Annotated in this window: 21 protein-coding genes; 15 read left to right on the forward strand and 6 right to left on the reverse strand. The window is 68.6% G+C overall.

Going from position 1 to position 15,434, the window contains the following annotated elements:
* Window positions 1-72 precede the first annotated feature (72 nt).
* A complete protein-coding gene (gene afsK / locus P2Q00_RS17875) occupies window positions 73-2,433 on the reverse strand; it encodes a protein serine/threonine kinase AfsK (protein WP_275773539.1) in 2,361 nt (786 codons plus the stop codon).
* Between the two features lie 210 nt (window positions 2,434-2,643).
* A complete protein-coding gene (kbpA, locus tag P2Q00_RS17880) occupies window positions 2,644-3,399 on the reverse strand; it encodes an AfsK-binding protein KbpA (protein WP_275773540.1) in 756 nt (251 codons plus the stop codon).
* A gap of 135 nt (window positions 3,400-3,534) precedes the next feature.
* Between kbpA and P2Q00_RS17885 the strand changes: the two genes are divergently transcribed.
* On the forward strand, window positions 3,535-4,170 hold the full coding sequence (locus P2Q00_RS17885; RefSeq protein WP_275773609.1) for a TetR family transcriptional regulator: 636 nt from the start codon (window positions 3,535-3,537) through the stop codon (window positions 4,168-4,170).
* A 75-nt stretch (window positions 4,171-4,245) separates the two neighbouring features.
* Here P2Q00_RS17885 and P2Q00_RS17890 read toward each other — a convergent pair whose 3' ends face one another.
* Window positions 4,246-4,698, reverse strand: coding sequence for an Lrp/AsnC family transcriptional regulator (locus P2Q00_RS17890; protein ID WP_275773541.1), 453 nt, complete (start codon window positions 4,696-4,698; stop codon window positions 4,246-4,248).
* 82 nt (window positions 4,699-4,780) lie between these two features.
* Between P2Q00_RS17890 and P2Q00_RS17895 the strand changes: the two genes are divergently transcribed.
* Both P2Q00_RS17895 and P2Q00_RS17900 read left to right on the forward strand, forming a co-directional pair.
* Window positions 4,781-5,401, forward strand: coding sequence for a LysE family translocator (locus P2Q00_RS17895; RefSeq protein ID WP_275773542.1), 621 nt, complete (start codon window positions 4,781-4,783; stop codon window positions 5,399-5,401).
* An 89-nt stretch (window positions 5,402-5,490) separates the two neighbouring features.
* Window positions 5,491-5,769, forward strand: a complete 279-nt coding sequence (locus tag P2Q00_RS17900; RefSeq protein WP_275773543.1) for a hypothetical protein — start codon at window positions 5,491-5,493, stop codon at window positions 5,767-5,769.
* A 7-nt stretch (window positions 5,770-5,776) separates the two neighbouring features.
* On the opposite strand, the gene P2Q00_RS17905 is transcribed toward P2Q00_RS17900, so the two are convergent.
* Together P2Q00_RS17905 and P2Q00_RS17910 are read right to left on the reverse strand one after the other, a co-directional pair.
* On the reverse strand, window positions 5,777-6,247 hold the full coding sequence (locus tag P2Q00_RS17905; protein WP_275773544.1) for a nitroreductase family deazaflavin-dependent oxidoreductase: 471 nt from the start codon (window positions 6,245-6,247) through the stop codon (window positions 5,777-5,779).
* Window positions 6,244-7,431 carry an acyl-CoA dehydrogenase family protein gene (locus tag P2Q00_RS17910; protein WP_275773610.1) on the reverse strand — a complete coding sequence of 396 codons (1,188 nt, stop codon included), beginning with the start codon at window positions 7,429-7,431 and terminating at the stop codon, window positions 6,244-6,246. Before P2Q00_RS17910 ends, P2Q00_RS17905 begins: the two co-directional genes overlap by 4 nt.
* 94 nt (window positions 7,432-7,525) lie before the next feature.
* Here P2Q00_RS17910 and P2Q00_RS17915 point away from each other — a divergent pair, with 94 nt between their 5' ends.
* Window positions 7,526-8,704, forward strand: a complete 1,179-nt coding sequence (locus P2Q00_RS17915; protein WP_275773545.1) for a thiolase C-terminal domain-containing protein — start codon at window positions 7,526-7,528, stop codon at window positions 8,702-8,704.
* A 13-nt stretch (window positions 8,705-8,717) separates the two neighbouring features.
* Here the strand turns inward: P2Q00_RS17915 and P2Q00_RS17920 are convergent, their stop codons facing one another.
* A complete protein-coding gene (locus P2Q00_RS17920) occupies window positions 8,718-9,071 on the reverse strand; it encodes a DUF1330 domain-containing protein (protein ID WP_275773546.1) in 354 nt (117 codons plus the stop codon).
* 282 nt (window positions 9,072-9,353) lie between these two features.
* On the opposite strand from P2Q00_RS17920, the gene P2Q00_RS17925 reads away from it, so the two are divergent.
* The 11 genes from P2Q00_RS17925 (at window position 9,354) to P2Q00_RS17975 (ending at window position 15,433) form a co-directional block, all read left to right on the forward strand.
* Window positions 9,354-9,686: a WXG100 family type VII secretion target gene (locus P2Q00_RS17925; protein ID WP_275773547.1), complete on the forward strand. Its 333-nt coding sequence runs from the start codon at window positions 9,354-9,356 to the stop codon at window positions 9,684-9,686.
* Window positions 9,683-10,804: a WXG100 family type VII secretion target gene (locus tag P2Q00_RS17930; RefSeq protein ID WP_275773548.1), complete on the forward strand. Its 1,122-nt coding sequence runs from the start codon at window positions 9,683-9,685 to the stop codon at window positions 10,802-10,804. Before P2Q00_RS17925 ends, P2Q00_RS17930 begins: the two co-directional genes overlap by 4 nt.
* A 2-nt stretch (window positions 10,805-10,806) precedes the next feature.
* Entirely contained in the window at window positions 10,807-11,049 is a 243-nt protein-coding gene (locus P2Q00_RS17935) for a hypothetical protein (protein WP_275773549.1), read from the forward strand.
* Window position 11,050: 1 nt separating this feature from the next.
* Window positions 11,051-11,302, forward strand: coding sequence for a hypothetical protein (locus P2Q00_RS17940; RefSeq protein ID WP_275773550.1), 252 nt, complete (start codon window positions 11,051-11,053; stop codon window positions 11,300-11,302).
* Between the two features lie 57 nt (window positions 11,303-11,359).
* Complete coding sequence (locus P2Q00_RS17945) at window positions 11,360-11,614, forward strand: hypothetical protein (RefSeq protein ID WP_275773551.1); 255 nt, start codon at window positions 11,360-11,362, stop codon at window positions 11,612-11,614.
* 244 nt (window positions 11,615-11,858) lie between these two features.
* Window positions 11,859-12,068, forward strand: a complete 210-nt coding sequence (locus P2Q00_RS17950; protein ID WP_275773552.1) for a hypothetical protein — start codon at window positions 11,859-11,861, stop codon at window positions 12,066-12,068.
* The gene (locus tag P2Q00_RS17955) at window positions 12,052-12,585 is read left to right on the forward strand and encodes a DUF6879 family protein (protein ID WP_275773553.1); all 534 of its coding nucleotides are present in this window, start codon (window positions 12,052-12,054) and stop codon (window positions 12,583-12,585) included. The genes P2Q00_RS17950 and P2Q00_RS17955 overlap by 17 nt, the downstream gene beginning before the upstream one ends.
* Window positions 12,569-13,399 (forward strand): helix-turn-helix domain-containing protein, encoded by an 831-nt coding sequence (locus P2Q00_RS17960; protein WP_275773554.1) that lies wholly within the window; start codon window positions 12,569-12,571, stop codon window positions 13,397-13,399. The genes P2Q00_RS17955 and P2Q00_RS17960 overlap by 17 nt, the downstream gene beginning before the upstream one ends.
* A gap of 559 nt (window positions 13,400-13,958) precedes the next feature.
* Window positions 13,959-14,183 (forward strand): DUF397 domain-containing protein, encoded by a 225-nt coding sequence (locus P2Q00_RS17965; protein ID WP_275773555.1) that lies wholly within the window; start codon window positions 13,959-13,961, stop codon window positions 14,181-14,183.
* Window positions 14,184-14,275: 92 nt separating this feature from the next.
* Complete coding sequence (locus P2Q00_RS17970) at window positions 14,276-14,743, forward strand: hypothetical protein (protein ID WP_275773556.1); 468 nt, start codon at window positions 14,276-14,278, stop codon at window positions 14,741-14,743.
* An 84-nt stretch (window positions 14,744-14,827) separates the two neighbouring features.
* Window positions 14,828-15,433, forward strand: a complete 606-nt coding sequence (locus P2Q00_RS17975) for a DUF5753 domain-containing protein (RefSeq protein ID WP_275773557.1) — start codon at window positions 14,828-14,830, stop codon at window positions 15,431-15,433.
* The last annotated feature ends 1 nt before the right edge of the window (window position 15,434 follow it).

The raw sequence follows: 15,434 nt of genomic DNA on the forward strand, positions 1-15,434 counted from the left end.
TAGCGTCTAGGTGGGACGGCCGCCGTCCACACCCTTCCGTGACTCGGTACGACGGCCGTCACCAGCAAGAACTCATGCGGTCCGGGCGGTTCCCGTCCCCTTCTCCGCGTCCAGGGCGTACACGCACCGGTCCTTGCTGCACGCGTACACGACGCCGTCCTTGACCACCGGCGACCCGGTGATCTCACCGCCGGTCGCGAGCTTCCACCTCAGCCGGCCGTCGTCGGCCTTCAGGGTGTACAGCAGGTGGTCGGTGGAGCCGAAGTGGATACGGCCCTCGGCCACCGCGGGCGCGCCGACGATGTCGCCGCCCGCCTGGAAGCGCCACTTGGGCGTGCCGGTGACCGCGTCCAGGGTGTACAGCCCCTTGCCGCTGCCGACGTGGACGTGCCCGGCGGCCACCAGTACCGGATCGATCGACGCCCGGGACTCGGTGGCGATGCGCCAGCGGTCGCGGCCGTCGGTGGCGTCGAGGGCGTAGACCGTGCCGAGGTAGTCGACCAGGTAGATGCCGCCGCCGGTGACCGCGGGGCCGGGTGCGAAGGTGGGCGGACAGAGGAAGACCGCGGGGGCCTCGAAGTGCCACTTCACATGGCCGCTCGCCACGTCGATCGCCAGGACCCGGGTGCCGGCGGAGACGTACACGTATCCGTCCGGCGCATGCGTCACCCGTACCGGCACTCCGCCGCAGGAGGCGGCGTCGCCAATCGGGTAGGACCAGCGCTCCTTGCCCGTGCGGGCGTCCAGGGCGCGCAGCCGGGCGTCCTGCCAGACGTACACGGTGCCCTCGTGGACGGCGGGCCCGGCCTCGGGGGACTCGAAGTCGGTCTGGGCGCCGGTGAGTTCCCACAGCTTCTGGCCGCCCGAGGCCTCCCAGGCCTGGACGCCGCCGCCGCGCGTGCCGGTGACGACCGTGCCCCGGTCGGCCTTGAGGGAGTACACCCAGGCGTCCGTCTGCAGCCGCCACAGGTCGGCGCCTTCACGGGCCTCCAGGGCGAACAGGGTCGGCCCGTCGGAGGCGTGGATACGGCCGTCGGCGACCGCCATCGACCAGGCCACGTCCCGCGTCTTGAAGCGTCGGCGGCCGGTGGCCACGTCCAGGGCGTGCACCTCGAAGGAGGTGACGTAGACGAGGTCGCCGGAGACCGACGGGGTGCCCCACACGTCGTTCGACATGCGGAAACGCCAGGGGCGCCAGCCTGCCGCGGCCTCCGGGGGCGCGGGTAGCGACGACGGTACGACAGGGCCCACGGCAGGGTCTGCGCCGTTGACGCCGGGGCGCGGCTTGGACCAGGAGGCGGCCAGGGCGGCCTCCGGAGGGGGCGCCTTCACGGCGGCGGCGCGGACGTCGGAGACCCGCGGTCCGGGCCCGATGGGCACCTGGGCGCCGGCGAGGCGGACGGGGCCGGTGTCGGGGGCGCCGACGGACACGGGGGACGACGGTACGACGGGGTCGTGCGAGGGCGGGGGCGGGAGAGGCGCGGGTCGCGCACCGCCTCCGCTGCGGCCGCCACCCTGGCCCGGTTTCGCCGCCGGACGGCCGTTGCGGCGCGCCTCGATCAGGCTCACCGCGCGCTCGGGCAGCCACGCCGAGGCCGTACCGCTGTCGTCGGAGCCGGAGCCGAAGAGGTGCGGGGCCAGCTGGGCCTGGAGGTCGGCGGGGTTGGGGCGGCCCGTCGCCTCCATCTGCATGAGGGACTCGATCAGCGGGCGCAGCTCTTCCGGCAGGCCCTCCAGGTCCGGGCCCTCACGCAGCAGCATGAAGACGGTCTCGACCGGGTTGGCGCCGTGGAAGGGCGGGTGCCCGGTCGCGGCGAAGACGAGCATCGAACCGAGCGAGAAGACATCGCTCGCGCCGGTCACGGACCGCGAGTCCTTCGCCTGCTCCGGCGACATATAGGCGGGCGTACCCACCGCCACATTCGTCATCGTCAAACGCGTGTTCGAAACACCGGAGGCGATACCGAAGTCGATCACCCGGGGGCCGTCCTCGACGACGAGGACGTTCGACGGCTTGAGGTCGCGGTGGACGAGTCCGGCGCCGTGGATGGACTGCAGCGCCTCCGCGACACCCGCCGCGAGCCAGCGCACCGCCTGGGCCGGGAGCGGCCCGCACTCGTTCACTATCTCTTCGAGGGAGGGCGCGGGGACGTACGCGGTGGCCAGCCACGGCACGGCGGCGCGTGCGTCGGCGTCGACCACGGCCGCCGTGTAGAAGCCGGAGACCGCCCGTGCGGCCTCGACCTCGCGCGAGAAGCGGACGCGGAACAGCTGGTCCTCGGCGAGTTCCGTACGGACCGTCTTGATCGCCACCCGCCGCCCGGACGCCGAGCGCGCGAGATAGACCAGCCCCATGCCGCCGGCACCGAGCCGCCCCAGCACCTCGAACGGCCCGATACGCCGCGGATCGTGCTGTGTCAGCTGATCCACCACTTGCCTGCCACCTCCCCGTACGGGCCGCGCCGGCCACATCTCTACGCGACCCCGTGCAGCGTCTCACCACCGCACCGCCATGGCGGCACGCACCCCGATTCTTCCTGTCCGGGGCACTGGTTGCGAACCCGGGACCGAGTCAGGATGTCTCACCGCAAAACGGTACGTTTCACGCCTAGGTCTGTTTCAGTCGGTCTTTCATTCGGTCGTTCAGTCGGTCTTCTTCAACCGATTCAATCGTTCCAGCACCGCGAACGACGCCCCCTGATTGTCGGTGACGAGAGCCACCTTTCCGTACGACGTCTCGAATGGTGGCGCCTGGATCCGACCGCCGAGACGTCCCACCGTCCCGAGTACGGCCTCACAGTCCTCGACGCCGAAGTGAACCAGGAAATGCGGCGGCATCTCGGCCGGGAAGACGTCCGAGACGGCCGCCCGCCCGAAGTCGGGCCTGGCGTCCGGCCCGAACAGGGCGTCGTGGAAGAGCTCGCCGTAGAACATGTTGGCGACCTCGACATCGCGGGCGTACAGCTCGGCCCAGACGAAGGTGCCGGGCTCGTGCCGTTTGCCGAAGCCGGGGTGGCTGCCCGGCTCCCAGAGGCCGAAGACGGCGCCCTCGGGGTCGGTGACCAGCGCGGTCGTGCCCAGCTCCGCGACGGGCGTGGGCGCCGTGACGACCTGCCCGCCGGCCGCCCAGATCCGGTCGGCCAGCGCCTCGGCGTCCGGCGTCGCGAAGTACACGGTCCATACGGTGGGCAGCCGCCCGTCCGTCTTGCGTGCGAGCGCGGCGACGGGCTCCCCTTCGCGCCGGGCCCACACGGAGCCGCCGGGCGTCTCCGACCGGTCCTCGAAGGTCCACCCGAAGAGCTCACCGTAGAACCGCTTGCCCGCCTCCACGTCGGGAAGCTGCGCGTCCACCCAGCAGGGGACGCCCTCTCCGTACGCGGATGCCCTGTTTTCGGCCATAGCGCCAAACTAACGGCGACTCACGCACCCCGCAGGACCAGGCACACCTGCCTCTCCCCACTCATGCACCCCATTTGCAGTCGGCCGAATCGCGCTCCGATCACCCCTCGGTAAGCTGACGACATGACAGGACAAGTGCGTACCGTCGACGGCCGCGTGGCCGGTCGGCGTGGGCAGGCGACCCGGCAGAAGCTGCTCGACTGCCTAAGCGAGATGCTCAGCTCCTCCCCCTACCGGGACGTCAAAGTCATCGATGTCGCCCGGAAAGCGGGCACTTCGCCCGCGACCTTCTACCAGTACTTCCCGGACGTCGAGGGCGCCGTCCTGGAGATCGCCGAGCAAATGGCCACCGAGGGCGGCCAGTTGACCGCCCTCCTTGAGGGCCGCTCCTGGGTCGGCAAGGCCGGCTGGCAGACCTCGCAGGAACTCGTGGACGGTTTCCTGGAGTTCTGGCGCAAGAATGACGCGATTCTGCGCGTCGTCGACCTCGGTGCGGCCGAGGGCGACAAGCGCTTCTACAAGATCCGAATGAAGATCCTCAACTCGGTGAACAACTCCCTCACCGACTCGATCACCGAACTGCAGTCCAAGGGCAGGGTCGACAAGGACGTGAACCCGGCGGCGGTCGCCGGTTCGCTGGTCGCAATGCTTGCGGCCGTCGCCTCGCACCAGAAGGGCTTCCAGACATGGGGCGTCAAGCAGGCTGAACTCAAGCCGAATCTGGCGCTGTTGGTGCACCTGGGCGTCACGGGCAAGAAGCCGACGAAGTAGCGCATCTCTTTTTTCCAGGCCCAAGTCCTGTCTGGCAGGCGGTGGTTCACCCGAGGTGAGCCGCCGCCTGCTGCGCTATGCGGGCAGCGGACGGTCCCGCACCACATGCTTCATCACCAGCGTCGAGGTCAGCCGCTGGACCCCGGGCAGCGTCGCCAGCCGCTCGTCGTACAGCCGCTGAAAGGCGGCGAGGTCGGCGGTGGCCACCCGCAGCAGATAGTCGGGCTCGCCGAACAGCCGTTGCGCGTCCAGGACATGGGGGATGTCCGCGAGCGCCCGCTCGAACTCGGCGACCGTGTCCCGGTCCTCCTGCCGCATGGACACAAAGACCAGCGCCTCGAAGGTCAGCCCCACGGCGGCCGGCTCCACCACCGCCCGGTAGCCGCTGATCGCCCCCGCCCGCTCCAGTTCCCGCAGCCGCCGATGACACGGCGAGACACTCAGCCGCACCCGCCCGGCCAGCTCGGTCACGGTCAGCCGCCCGTCCTGCTGCAGCTCGGCAAGGATTTTTCTGTCTACGTCATCCATGGGGTGGATCTTTTCACGGATGCGGCGATTCTGAGCAAACTTCGACAACACCTTCGACGCATTCACGCCTAATGTCGCTCACATGGACACCGGACTGCTGCTTTCCTTCCTCGCCCTCGACCTCCTGCTGGTGTGCGTACCGGGTGCCGACTGGGCGTATGCGATCTCGGCGGGTCTGCGCGGTCGCTCCGTCGGGTGGGCGGTGGGCGGTCTGGTCGCCGGGTACGCACTGCACACGGTGCTGGCGGTGGCGGGGCTCGCGGTCCTGGTGGCGGGCGAGCCGCGGCTGCTGACCGCGCTGACGGTGGCGGGGGCCGGGTATCTGGTGTGGCTGGGGTGGGGGGTGCTGCGCAGCCCTGCGGTGCCGGGGGCGGGGGACGAGGCGGCGGACACCTCCCGCGCCCGCGTCTTCCTGCGCGGCGCGACGATCAGCGGTCTGAACCCCAAGGGCCTGCTGCTCTACCTCTCCCTGCTCCCCCAGTTCCTGACCACCCACGGCGGCCTGCCCGTCCCCGTCCAGACCGCCACCCTCGGCCTGCTCCACATGGCTTGCTGCGCCGCCGTCTACCTCACGGTCGGCCTCGGAGCCCGGGCCGTCCTGGGCGCCCGCCCGTCCGCGGCCCGCGCGGTGACGCGCACGTCGGGGGCGGCGATGCTGGGGATCGGGGCGTTTTTGCTGGTGCAGCGGTTGGCGACGATGTAGGTCGTCGACGGCCCTTTGAACGCTCTGCGCCCGGTTTACGTACGTATGGGCACGTACTCTGCACATGCCTCATGAGAGGAGAGGCGATCATGAAGCTTCTGAAGCGTGCGGCTGTAGCTGTGGCGTCGGTGGCGCTGATGACGGGGGCCGCGGGGATCGCGGCGGGGCCTGCCTTTGCGGGCCAGCCGAACCAGTCCTGCGAGGACCAGCCGACCCGCCCCGGACACGCCGCGTCGGCCCCCGGCTCCGCCTTCAACCCCGACGGAACCGCCGGCACCCACTACGCCGGCGAGCAGCCCCAGAACTCCAAGAACCCCAATTCGGTCTCCCAGTACGACGTGGCCTGCTTCCAGGTCTCGACCCACTGAGGCCGACTTACCTCCGCACAATCCTGAACAGCCGTATCTCCCGCTCCACCCGAGCCTGATACGTCGCATACGGCGGCCAGAAGGCCAGCGCGGTCTTCCAGGCCGCCGCCCGTTCCTCACCCTCCAGCAGCTGGGCGTGGACAGGGATGTCCGCGCCCTTCCAGTTGATCTCGACGTCCGGGTGGGCGAGGAGGTTGTGGGTCCAGGCGGGGTGGTCGGTGCGGCCGAAGTTGGAGCCGATGAGGAGCCAGCTGCGCCCGCCGTCCTCGGGCAGGCAGGCGATCGGCGTACGGCGGGGCAGTCCGCTCCGCGCGCCCGTCGAAGTCAGGATCACGCCCGGCAGCATCTGGGCGCTGAGCAGCACCTTTCCACGGGTGAGCCGGTGGACGGCCCGGTCGAGCGCCGGGACGACATGCGGGGCCACCTTCACGAACCCCCGCGTCGACGAAATCTTCTGCACCACCCGCACGCCGATCACACCGTCACCTCCCGGCCCTGCTCGAAAAGGTGCGCCGAGTCGGCGGCGTGCGCCCGCAGCCGGTGCACCGGACCGAAGAGCAGCTCGTCGCCAGAGGCGCGCTTGAAGTAGAGATGCGCCTCGTGTTCCCAGGTGAAACCGACGCCGCCGTGCAGCTGGATCCCTTCTGCGGCGGCACCGCGCAGCGCCTCCAGGGCCTGCGCGAGGGCGAGCCCGCCCGCCTGCTCACCGTGCACGGTCGCCCAGGCTGCGTAGTAGGCGGCCGAACGCGCCGCCTGCACCTGGACGTACACATCGGCGAGCCGGTGCTTGACCGCCTGGAAGGAGCCGATCGCCCGCCCGAACTGCTCGCGCTGTTTTACGTATTCGACGGTCCGTTCCAGCGCACGGTCGGCGGCCCCGACGGCTTCGCAGGCGAGAACGGCGGCGGCCGTGTCGCCGAGGGCGGAGAGGGCGGAGAGGACGTCGCCGTCTCCACTGCCGAGCAACTCGGCCTCGACATCCCGCAGTTGGAGGCGCGCCTGCGGCCGGGTCGCGTCGAGCGCGGTCTGCCGTACGCGTACGAGCCCGGCCGCGTCCCCCGGTACGAGGAAGAGGAGGGTCCGGGACCGTGCGAACCCGCCGGTGTGCGCGGCGACCACGAGCAGCCCCGCACTGTGCCCGTCGAGCACCTGCCCGGCTTCCCCGTACAGCCGCCACCCCTCTCCCGCCCGCCTGGCCTGTACACCCCCCGCGCGCCCGCCGCCCGCCCACTCCCCGCCGTTGTCGCCAGTCAGCGTGAGGGCGGTGGCAAGTGAGGTGCCGGGTACGGCGAGGGCGGCGGTGAGGGTGCCGTCGGCGATGCGGGGCAGCAGGCGGGTGCGCTGGGCGTCGGTGCCGAGGGCGAGGATCAGGGGGGCGGCGAGGACGGCGGTCGCGAGGAAGGGGGAGGGTGCGAGGACGCGGCCCGACTCCTCGGCGGCGAGGGCGAGTTCGGTGACCGAGCAGCCGACCCCGCCGTACGCCTCCGGGAGGGCGAGTCCGGGCAGGCCGAGCCGGCCCGCGAGGGCGGTCCACAGCGCCGGGTCGTGTCCGGCGGGGGTGTCGAGGGCGGCCCGCAGCTCCTCGGGGCCGCAGTGCTTGCGGAGCAGTTCGCGCAGGGTGCGGCGGATCTCGTCCTGTTCGGCGGTGAAGCCGGTGTCCATGGCAGCCATCCCCCTCTTTCCCCTTCCCTCCAGATCTGACGGTCCGTCATATTAGGAGCGCCGGAACGAGATGCACAGGGGCAGGAGGCCTCTCATGACTCCCACGACTCCCGGGAATCGCAGAGTGGCCGTGGTCGGGGTGTCCCTCTCCGACTGCGGCCGGGTGGACGACGCGACGCCGTACACCCTCCACGCCCAGGCGGCCCGCCGCGCACTGGCGGACTCGGGGCTCGGCCGGGAGGTGGTGGACGGGTTCGCGTCGGCGGGCACGGGCACCCTGGCCCCCGTCGAGGTGGCCGAGTACCTGGGCCTGCGCCCCACCTGGGTCGACTCCACGGCGGTCGGCGGCTCGACATGGGAGGTGATGGCGGCGCACGCGGCGGACGCGATAGCCGCCGGGCATGCGAATGCGGTCCTGCTGGTCTACGGCTCGACGGCTCGCGCGGACATCAGGGCGGGCCGGCGGACGGGGAATCTTTCCTTCGGGGCGCGGGGGCCGCTGCAGTTCGAAGTCCCGTACGGCCACACCCTCATCGCCAAGTACGCGATGGCGGCCCGCCGCCACATGATCGAACACGGCACGACGATCGAGCAGTTGGCGTCCGTGGCCGTACAGGCGAGGGCGAACGCCGCGCTGAACCCGGAGGCGATGTTCCGCACCCCGATCGCCGTGGACGAGGTCCTCTCCGGCCCGATGATCGCGGACCCGTTCACAAAACTGCACTGCTGCATACGTTCCGACGGCGGGGCGGCGGTGCTGCTGGCCGCCGAGGAGTACGTACGGGACTGCCGTACCGCACCGGTCTGGATCCTCGGCACCGGGGAGCACGTCTCGCACGCCGCGATGTCCGAGTGGCCCGACTTCACGGTGTCGCCGGCGGCGGTGAGCGGGCGGCTGGCGTTCGAGCGGGCGGGGGTCGGGCCCGCGGAGATGGACTTCGCGCAGGTCTACGACGCGTTCACGTACATGACGCTGGTGACTCTCGAAGACCTGGGGTTCTGCGGGAAGGGGGAGGGCGGGGCGTTCGTGGAGAAGGGGCGATTGCGGGTGGAGGGCGGGGAGCTGCCGGTGAACACCGACGGGGGTGGGCTGTCGGCCCAACACCCCGGGATGCGGGGGTTGTTCCTGCTGGTGGAGGCGGTACGGCAGCTGCGGGGGGAGGCGGGGGCGCGGCAAGTGCGGGCGTCGGACGGTGAGTTGCCGCGGCTGGGGGTGGCCTCCGGCACCGGGGGCTGGTTCTGCTCGTCCGCGACGGTGGTGCTGGGCAGGTAGTCGGCTGCGAGTGCTAGTCGGACTCGGCAGGCAGGGCGTCGCGCATCGCGCGTGCGGTGGAGGCCGGGTCGTAGTCCCCGGGAACGCCCTCGACGAGGATGATGTCGCCCTTGATGTGCTGCGAGCGCAGTGGAGCGATCTCCTGGTACGCGGGCGAGTCCCACCAGGCCCGTGCCTCGCCGATCCCGGGGAAACCGATCACCACCACATGCCCGGGCCAGCTGCCCTCCTTCACCTCGTGCTGCGCGGCGTGCACCAGGAAACGGCCGCCGTACGGCTCGAAGGTGCCGCTGATGCGCTCGATGTACTCGGCGATCTCCGGGTGCGGGGCGGCTTCCTGGAGGTGAGCTATCGCGTAGGCGGTCATGGCGTCCTGTGTCCTTCCGGTCGGTCGGGCTGATCGGGCTGATCGGGCTGGTCGGGCTGGTCGGGCTGGCCGGGCTGGCCGGGCTGGCCGGGCTGGTCGGGCTCCGTACGCAGACGATCGTGGCAGGCAGGCGCGGCGGGGTCGATGACCTGAGAGGTAAGCGATCTCTGGCAAAGGGCGCGCCATCTTCGCATCTGGAACCCGCAAACAGCCCTTCCCGGTGGATCACTGCCTCAGGTACTGCTGGTCTCTGCTCATGTCATCAACAACGGGGGAGCAGGAATGAGCCAGTTCGGTGTCGACCCGGACACGCTGACCGAGCTTGCCGGGAAGTTCGACAGGGAGGCGAAGGACCTGGCGAAGCCGATCGACGCCTTCGCGGCGACCGCGTCCCAGATCGGAGAGGCCTTCGGGCTGCTCGGCGCCTGCGACGGTGCGGCGCAGAAGTATCAGACCCTGCTGAACAGCACGCTCAAGGCACTCGGGCAGCTGCCCGGGGTACTCACCAGCGACGGCGACCGGCTGCGTCTGAACGCCACCAACTACAAGGCCTCGGACCAGACGGCCATCGACCACCTGCGCGCGGCGACCCAGCCGGCAGGAGGCCCGGCGTGAGCATCAACAGCTGGATCGACGGCAAGGTTCTGGACATCCTCCAGGCCTGCGGGGTGGAACTCCCGGGCGGCAACGGCGACACGCTCCGCTCGATCGCCGGTGCCTGGGACACCATGGGCAACGAGCTGACAGAAGTTGCGCATGCCCTCGATGTGCAAATCCAGGGCGTGGACAAGCAGGGCTGGCACGGTGAGGCCCGCGATGCCTTCGAGAAGCACTGGGCGGAGCAGAAGCGGGTCATCGACGACGTCGCGCACAACTTCCACCAGGTGGCCGACGGCCTGCGGGCGTACGCCGACGAGATCGACAAGATCAACGAGGAGATCATCGACATCTGCGTCGAGATCGCCGAGATGGAGATCGCCGGCGCGGCACTGTCCTTCTTCACCGGCTTCCTCTCCGACCTCGTCGCGAACACGGCCGTGGCCACCCGGGTCGCCAAGATCATCGACCTGGTGAAGCTGTTCACTTCGGCTGCGGAGAAGGTGGCGGCGCTGCTGGAGCGGTTCGGCAAGCTCAGCGAGGAAGGAGCGGTGAAGCTGGCGAAGGTGGCCGAGTTCGCCGCGAAGTTCCTCAAGAAGGGCGCCGAGAGCTTCGTCACGAACTTCGTGGCGGACTCGGGCAGCACGATGCTCAACCAGGCCGTTAACGGCCAGCCCGTGACCGTCGGAGACGACCTCGCCAGCGGCGCTTGGGCCGCCGGCGGAACAGCCGTGTTCACCGGGGGCGGCGCGGCGCTCGCGGACGCAGCCGGACTGACCGGGGTGGCCGGCAACATCCTGAGGGGAGACGGCCTGCTGGGCACCACCGTCAACGGCGCAGCGGGCAACGTGGCCGGTGGGCTCACGACTGACATCGCCAACGACCGGGATGCCTCGACGATGGGCCAGAACGCCCTCACGAACGCCGCAACCGGTGCCTTCGGGAACGCCCAGAACCACGGCGTCAATCATGCCTTGGAGCAGCACGGGAGTCTCGGCGGCAAGAACCTCAGTGACCGGGGCGAGCTGGCCGACAGCGCGTTCAAGAACACCGTGGGAACCACCTTGAACACGGGCGTCTACGCTGCCGGCTCCGGCATCGAGGCGGATGTCCAGGATCTGGCGAAGGACGAGTGAGCATGATCGGCGACGTGAGGCTTGCGGCCGTTTCGAACCCTAACCCGGACCACCCCGCCACCTGGGCCGGCTTCTTCTGGGCGCTCCTCGGGGTTGGCGGTTGCCTGATCGTCGTCATCGGTGCCGCCCTGACCGTCGCTCTCTGGAGCGTCAGCGATCAGAAGAAGTTGGGCAACTACGTTCTCGGGCCGGTGATCCTCGTGATCGGTCTTGTCATCGCCGGCTGGGGTTTCGGGCTGTGGTGACGTGCACGATGGGCTCGGCGACATGATCCTGGCAGGGGTCGCGCACAACAACCCGAACTACCACCCCGGCTGGGTTTCCTTCTTTGCGGCGCTCGTCGTGCTCGTGGGGTGCGTGATCGTCCTTGTCGGTGGAGCCATGTCCATCGGCATGCGGGGCCTCGTAGGCCGAAGGAAGTGGGCGGGTTACGCGATTGGGCCGGTGATCATCACGACCGGCCTTGCTGTCGTCGCCCTTGGCGTGTGGCTGTGGTGACCGCGTGACGTCGGGCGACCTGGGCCCCGTACCGCTCCCGTACCGGACGAGTGAGGCGTGGGCGACGTGAGACTTGCGGCCACCTGGACCCCGAACCCGAATCACCCCGCCACCTGGGGCGGATTCTTCGCGATGCTCGTCGTCACGGCCGGGTGCGTGATCATCTTCGCCGGTCTGCTCGCAGCGTTCGCTACGTGGCGCAGCACCGAACAGCCCCGATATCCGGGGCTTTGGCGTGTGCTCCTCGGCACGGCGGGGTGCTTCACGGTTGTGGGCCTGGTGATCATCGCCTTCGGAGTGTGGCTGTACTGAGGCGCACACCCCGTGGCCCCTGCCGGAGGCCGCGTCGTCAGGCCCTGTCGTCCAGAGGAAACTGGAGTTCGACAGGATAGAGCAGCACCCCTTGCGGTCGAGCCAGCGCCGGATCTCGGCCTCCGCCCACGAGATCATTTATGCCAGGTCGGGAATATTTCACAGTCTGCGTGGACGAGGAACGACGTGGTCCGTAGCGTCATCCGGGAAGCCGCCCAGGCGGGCGGGCCAAGAAGGGGGCTCCATGGCACGCGAGGATCTGACCCGACTTACCGGCACCGTCAACGGGCCCAACTGCGATGACGACGACTGCCCGAACGTCTACCGGACGGCATCCGGCTCCATCGTGGTCCAGGGAAGCGTCTCGGACGCATTCCGGGCTCCGGAGGGTGAGGCCCTGGTGGAGATCCCCGAGTCGGTGCTCAAGGAGGCCGTACGTGCTCTTGGATGGTGACGAGTGGCGGAGGACGTTCGACGCATACGAACGTGACGCGTGGCGATTCGAGGCGCAGCCCACTTACACCATGCCCAGGGAAGCCGAGAACGTCGCCCGCTTCCTCCGCGGCGAGCCGAAGCCTGCTGATCACAATGGGCGCTGGCATGAGCGGGTACGCGGATACGTGGCCGCAGGCCGCACCATTGGGCGAGTACGGGTCGTGCGCCAGCCATTGACGGACTATCAGCGGTACCAGTTCACATGGGGAATTCCCGGAAACATAGCGGCCGGTGAAGACATCCGGATCCTGGATGTCACGCACGAGGACCACGGACTTCCCCTATCCGAAACCGACTGGTGGATGTTCGACGAGGCGCGAATAGTGCACCTGAACTTCCGGCCGGACGGGACGCAGACCAGCCGGGAGAAGTTCACGGGCGACATCGCCCCGTACTTGGAGTGGAAGCACACCGCGCTGGCTCACTCGGTGCCGTTCTCCGAGTATGTGAAAGAAATCGGTGACCTTCGAACCTGAGCAACTGGGGCAGTCGAGAACCGATCTCGCACAAACGCTCCGCGAGTTGCGCAAGCGAGCCGGCCTCACCGGGGACCGGCTCGCTCGGCGTTGCAACATGTCTCAGAGCCAGATCAGTAAGTTCGAGACCGGCAAGAAGACGCCTAAGCTCGTTGACGTCGAACGCATCCTTCGGGCTCTTGACGCTCCCGCCGACATAGTGGCTTCAGTTACAGCTCTCGCGCGCATCGCGAATACCGAGTGGCAGGACAAGCGCTCGTCCTGGCGCCGCGGGATGGAGAAACGACAGACGGAGCTGGCCTCCCTGGAGCAGGAATCCACAGAGCTGCGATACTTCCTCCCCTCCATGATTACGGGCCTGCTGGCCACACCCGAATATGTTCGCGCCAGCCTCAGTCACACACCTGGTGACTCGTCAAAGACCGTGGCACGTAAGCTGGAGCGCCAAGCTGTCCTCTACGACACGTCAAAGGCCTTCACCTTTGTCCTGACCGAGCAGGCTGCGCGGTGGGCAATCCTTCCATCGTCGGCCATGGCGGTACAGATTGACCGTCTGGTGTCACTTTCCCACCTGCCAAATCTTCGCATGGGAGTGATTCCAATGGGAACCGTCATGGCACGTGGACCGATGAACACGTTCACGGTCTACGACAACCGGCTGACCACAGTCGAGAACTTCACCGGCCGAATGGTCTTCCGAGACTCCCGAGACGTCTCAGAATATCTTGCCGTGTTCACCGCTTTCGAGCAGCATGCCCGCTTCGGGGACGAGGCGAGAGCCTTGCTGCAGCTGTGGGCGAATGCCTGCCGGTGATCTTTAGTCCGCAACGGGAATATTGCTCGAATCCCCAGCGGTCCCGGTGGATCATAGATTCGTCACAAAGCCGGGGAGGATTGATGGCGAGTCCACAGAAGGCCGAGGGGTACGGACTTACGGAAATCCCTGCGGAACCAAGAGCAGTGCCGACGTGTGGTACATGTCTCGGTATCTGTGTTCGCCGGGAGAACGCCCGCTCCAGAGGCGACTACAGCGCCGTATCTGACGCGAACGTGGATCTGCGTCGACACCAGGCAGAGGTTCACTCGGCATGAGCTCGGACAAGGAATCCGGCCTCTTTGCCGACCGGCCGTTGATGACCTTACGCATCTCTCGTGATGCCGGGCGGACATGGGGACCCGAGCGGGCCATCTTCAACACAGATGATCTGGCCCCCTTGATCACCATGGAATGGCCCCCGTGCAAGTGCCCGCGCTGTAGGCAGCGATGAGTCTCTTCCGGCTTCTGAGATGCCTGTCTTCATCCCATGGACTCCCGCCATGCATGGCGGCGGCGGTCAGCAATGGCCGCGACAGTTGAACAGGAAGGTGCAGCAATGCTGGACGGAACCGATCTGTACGGGCTGGACATCGACGAGGCCTCCTTCGTGAAGGCATGCGGAGGGCCCTGCACCGAAGGGTGCGTGACCCTGGCCCGTATCGGCGACAACGCCTGGGCCCTGGGCGACAGCAAGCGGCCGGACGCGGAGCCGCTCCGGTTCACCACGGAGGAGCTGGACTCGGCCGGCATCGACCCGGCGAGGTTCGGGCTGTCTGTCTGACCAGCCCTCCCCTCCCCCCCAACCGGTCCCGCTTCCTGGATGGAATCGGGATCGGTTGCCCCTCGATCTTCGACGCCAGATGGGGACGACTGGTGCACCACCACGGATATCTATGGGCAGGCCCGAAAGAACGCTTCGACAACGAAGCCCTACGGCGTCCAGCTCACCCTGAACCACCCCCGACCGGAAGCAGTCCGGAGTTGGTCCAGCGCTATCGCGAGGTGGCGGCGGCGTTCCCGACCGCGGACCTTCCGCCGCTGGAGACGGCGTACTGGCTCGTCAAGCCGCGCGACCTGGTCCGTGGCACGTGGAACGAGCCCAAGGAAGCGGCGGCCTGGCTCGGCGAGCGCTTGGCCGAGTATGCGCCCCGGTTCGCCTTCGAGGTGGACAGCAACGTCGCCCGCCTGATCTCAATGGTCAACTCCACTACAGCGAGGCTGGATTCGGGAGCCGACGTCTCGCTCGGTTTCTACCTTGAGCGCCCCTCGTATCTGTCGCTCGCGATGGTGACGTGCTCTCCCAACCGCTCGAAGCCCGAACTGTCGTGCCCTGTCCGGTAATCGCGACCCTCTGAGCGAACCACGACACCCTGACAACCGGTCGGATCACTCCGCCGACGACCGGACGACAAGAGGAGGAACGCAATGACGAGCTCGATCCCGTGGCAGCAGCGCCTGTCCACCGGCACCGAGGACATCCAGGACGAGGTGATCCGCTGGTACCAAGAGACCCCGCACGGCAAGGGATACGTGCCTGACATGATCTGGGGCACGCTCCAGACCGAGGCCTACGCGACCGTCATCCTCCGTCGGGTCGTCGACTTCCTCGGTGTTCCGGACGACGTACCGGCGGGGGTGGCCAAGCGGATGGAGCGGCAGCAGGTTCTGTACGACGGTGAGCATCACTACGACGTGATCCTCGGCGAGCAGGCCCTCTACACGAACGTCGGAGGGCCTGAGGTAATGCGCGGGCAGATGGAACGACTCCTGCGGGACATCGACCTGCCCTCACTCACCCTCGGCGTCCTCGCCGCCACCGCCGAAGTGAGCGCGGTCCCGATGCCCGGCTTCAACATGTACGGCGGCGACAGGGCAAACTACGAACTCGTCTCCTCCGGCGTGGACATCACCGATCCCGACGAACTCGCCCTGCATGACAAGGCCTTCACCGCCCTCAGCAACGCCGCGAGTTACGGCGACTCCGCCAAGGATCTGATCACCACGGCCCTGGCGTTCTGGAGCAACAAATAAG

Source organism: Streptomyces coacervatus (genome assembly GCF_029223485.1).
Taxonomy (GTDB): Bacteria; Actinomycetota; Actinomycetes; order Streptomycetales; family Streptomycetaceae; genus Streptomyces; species Streptomyces coacervatus.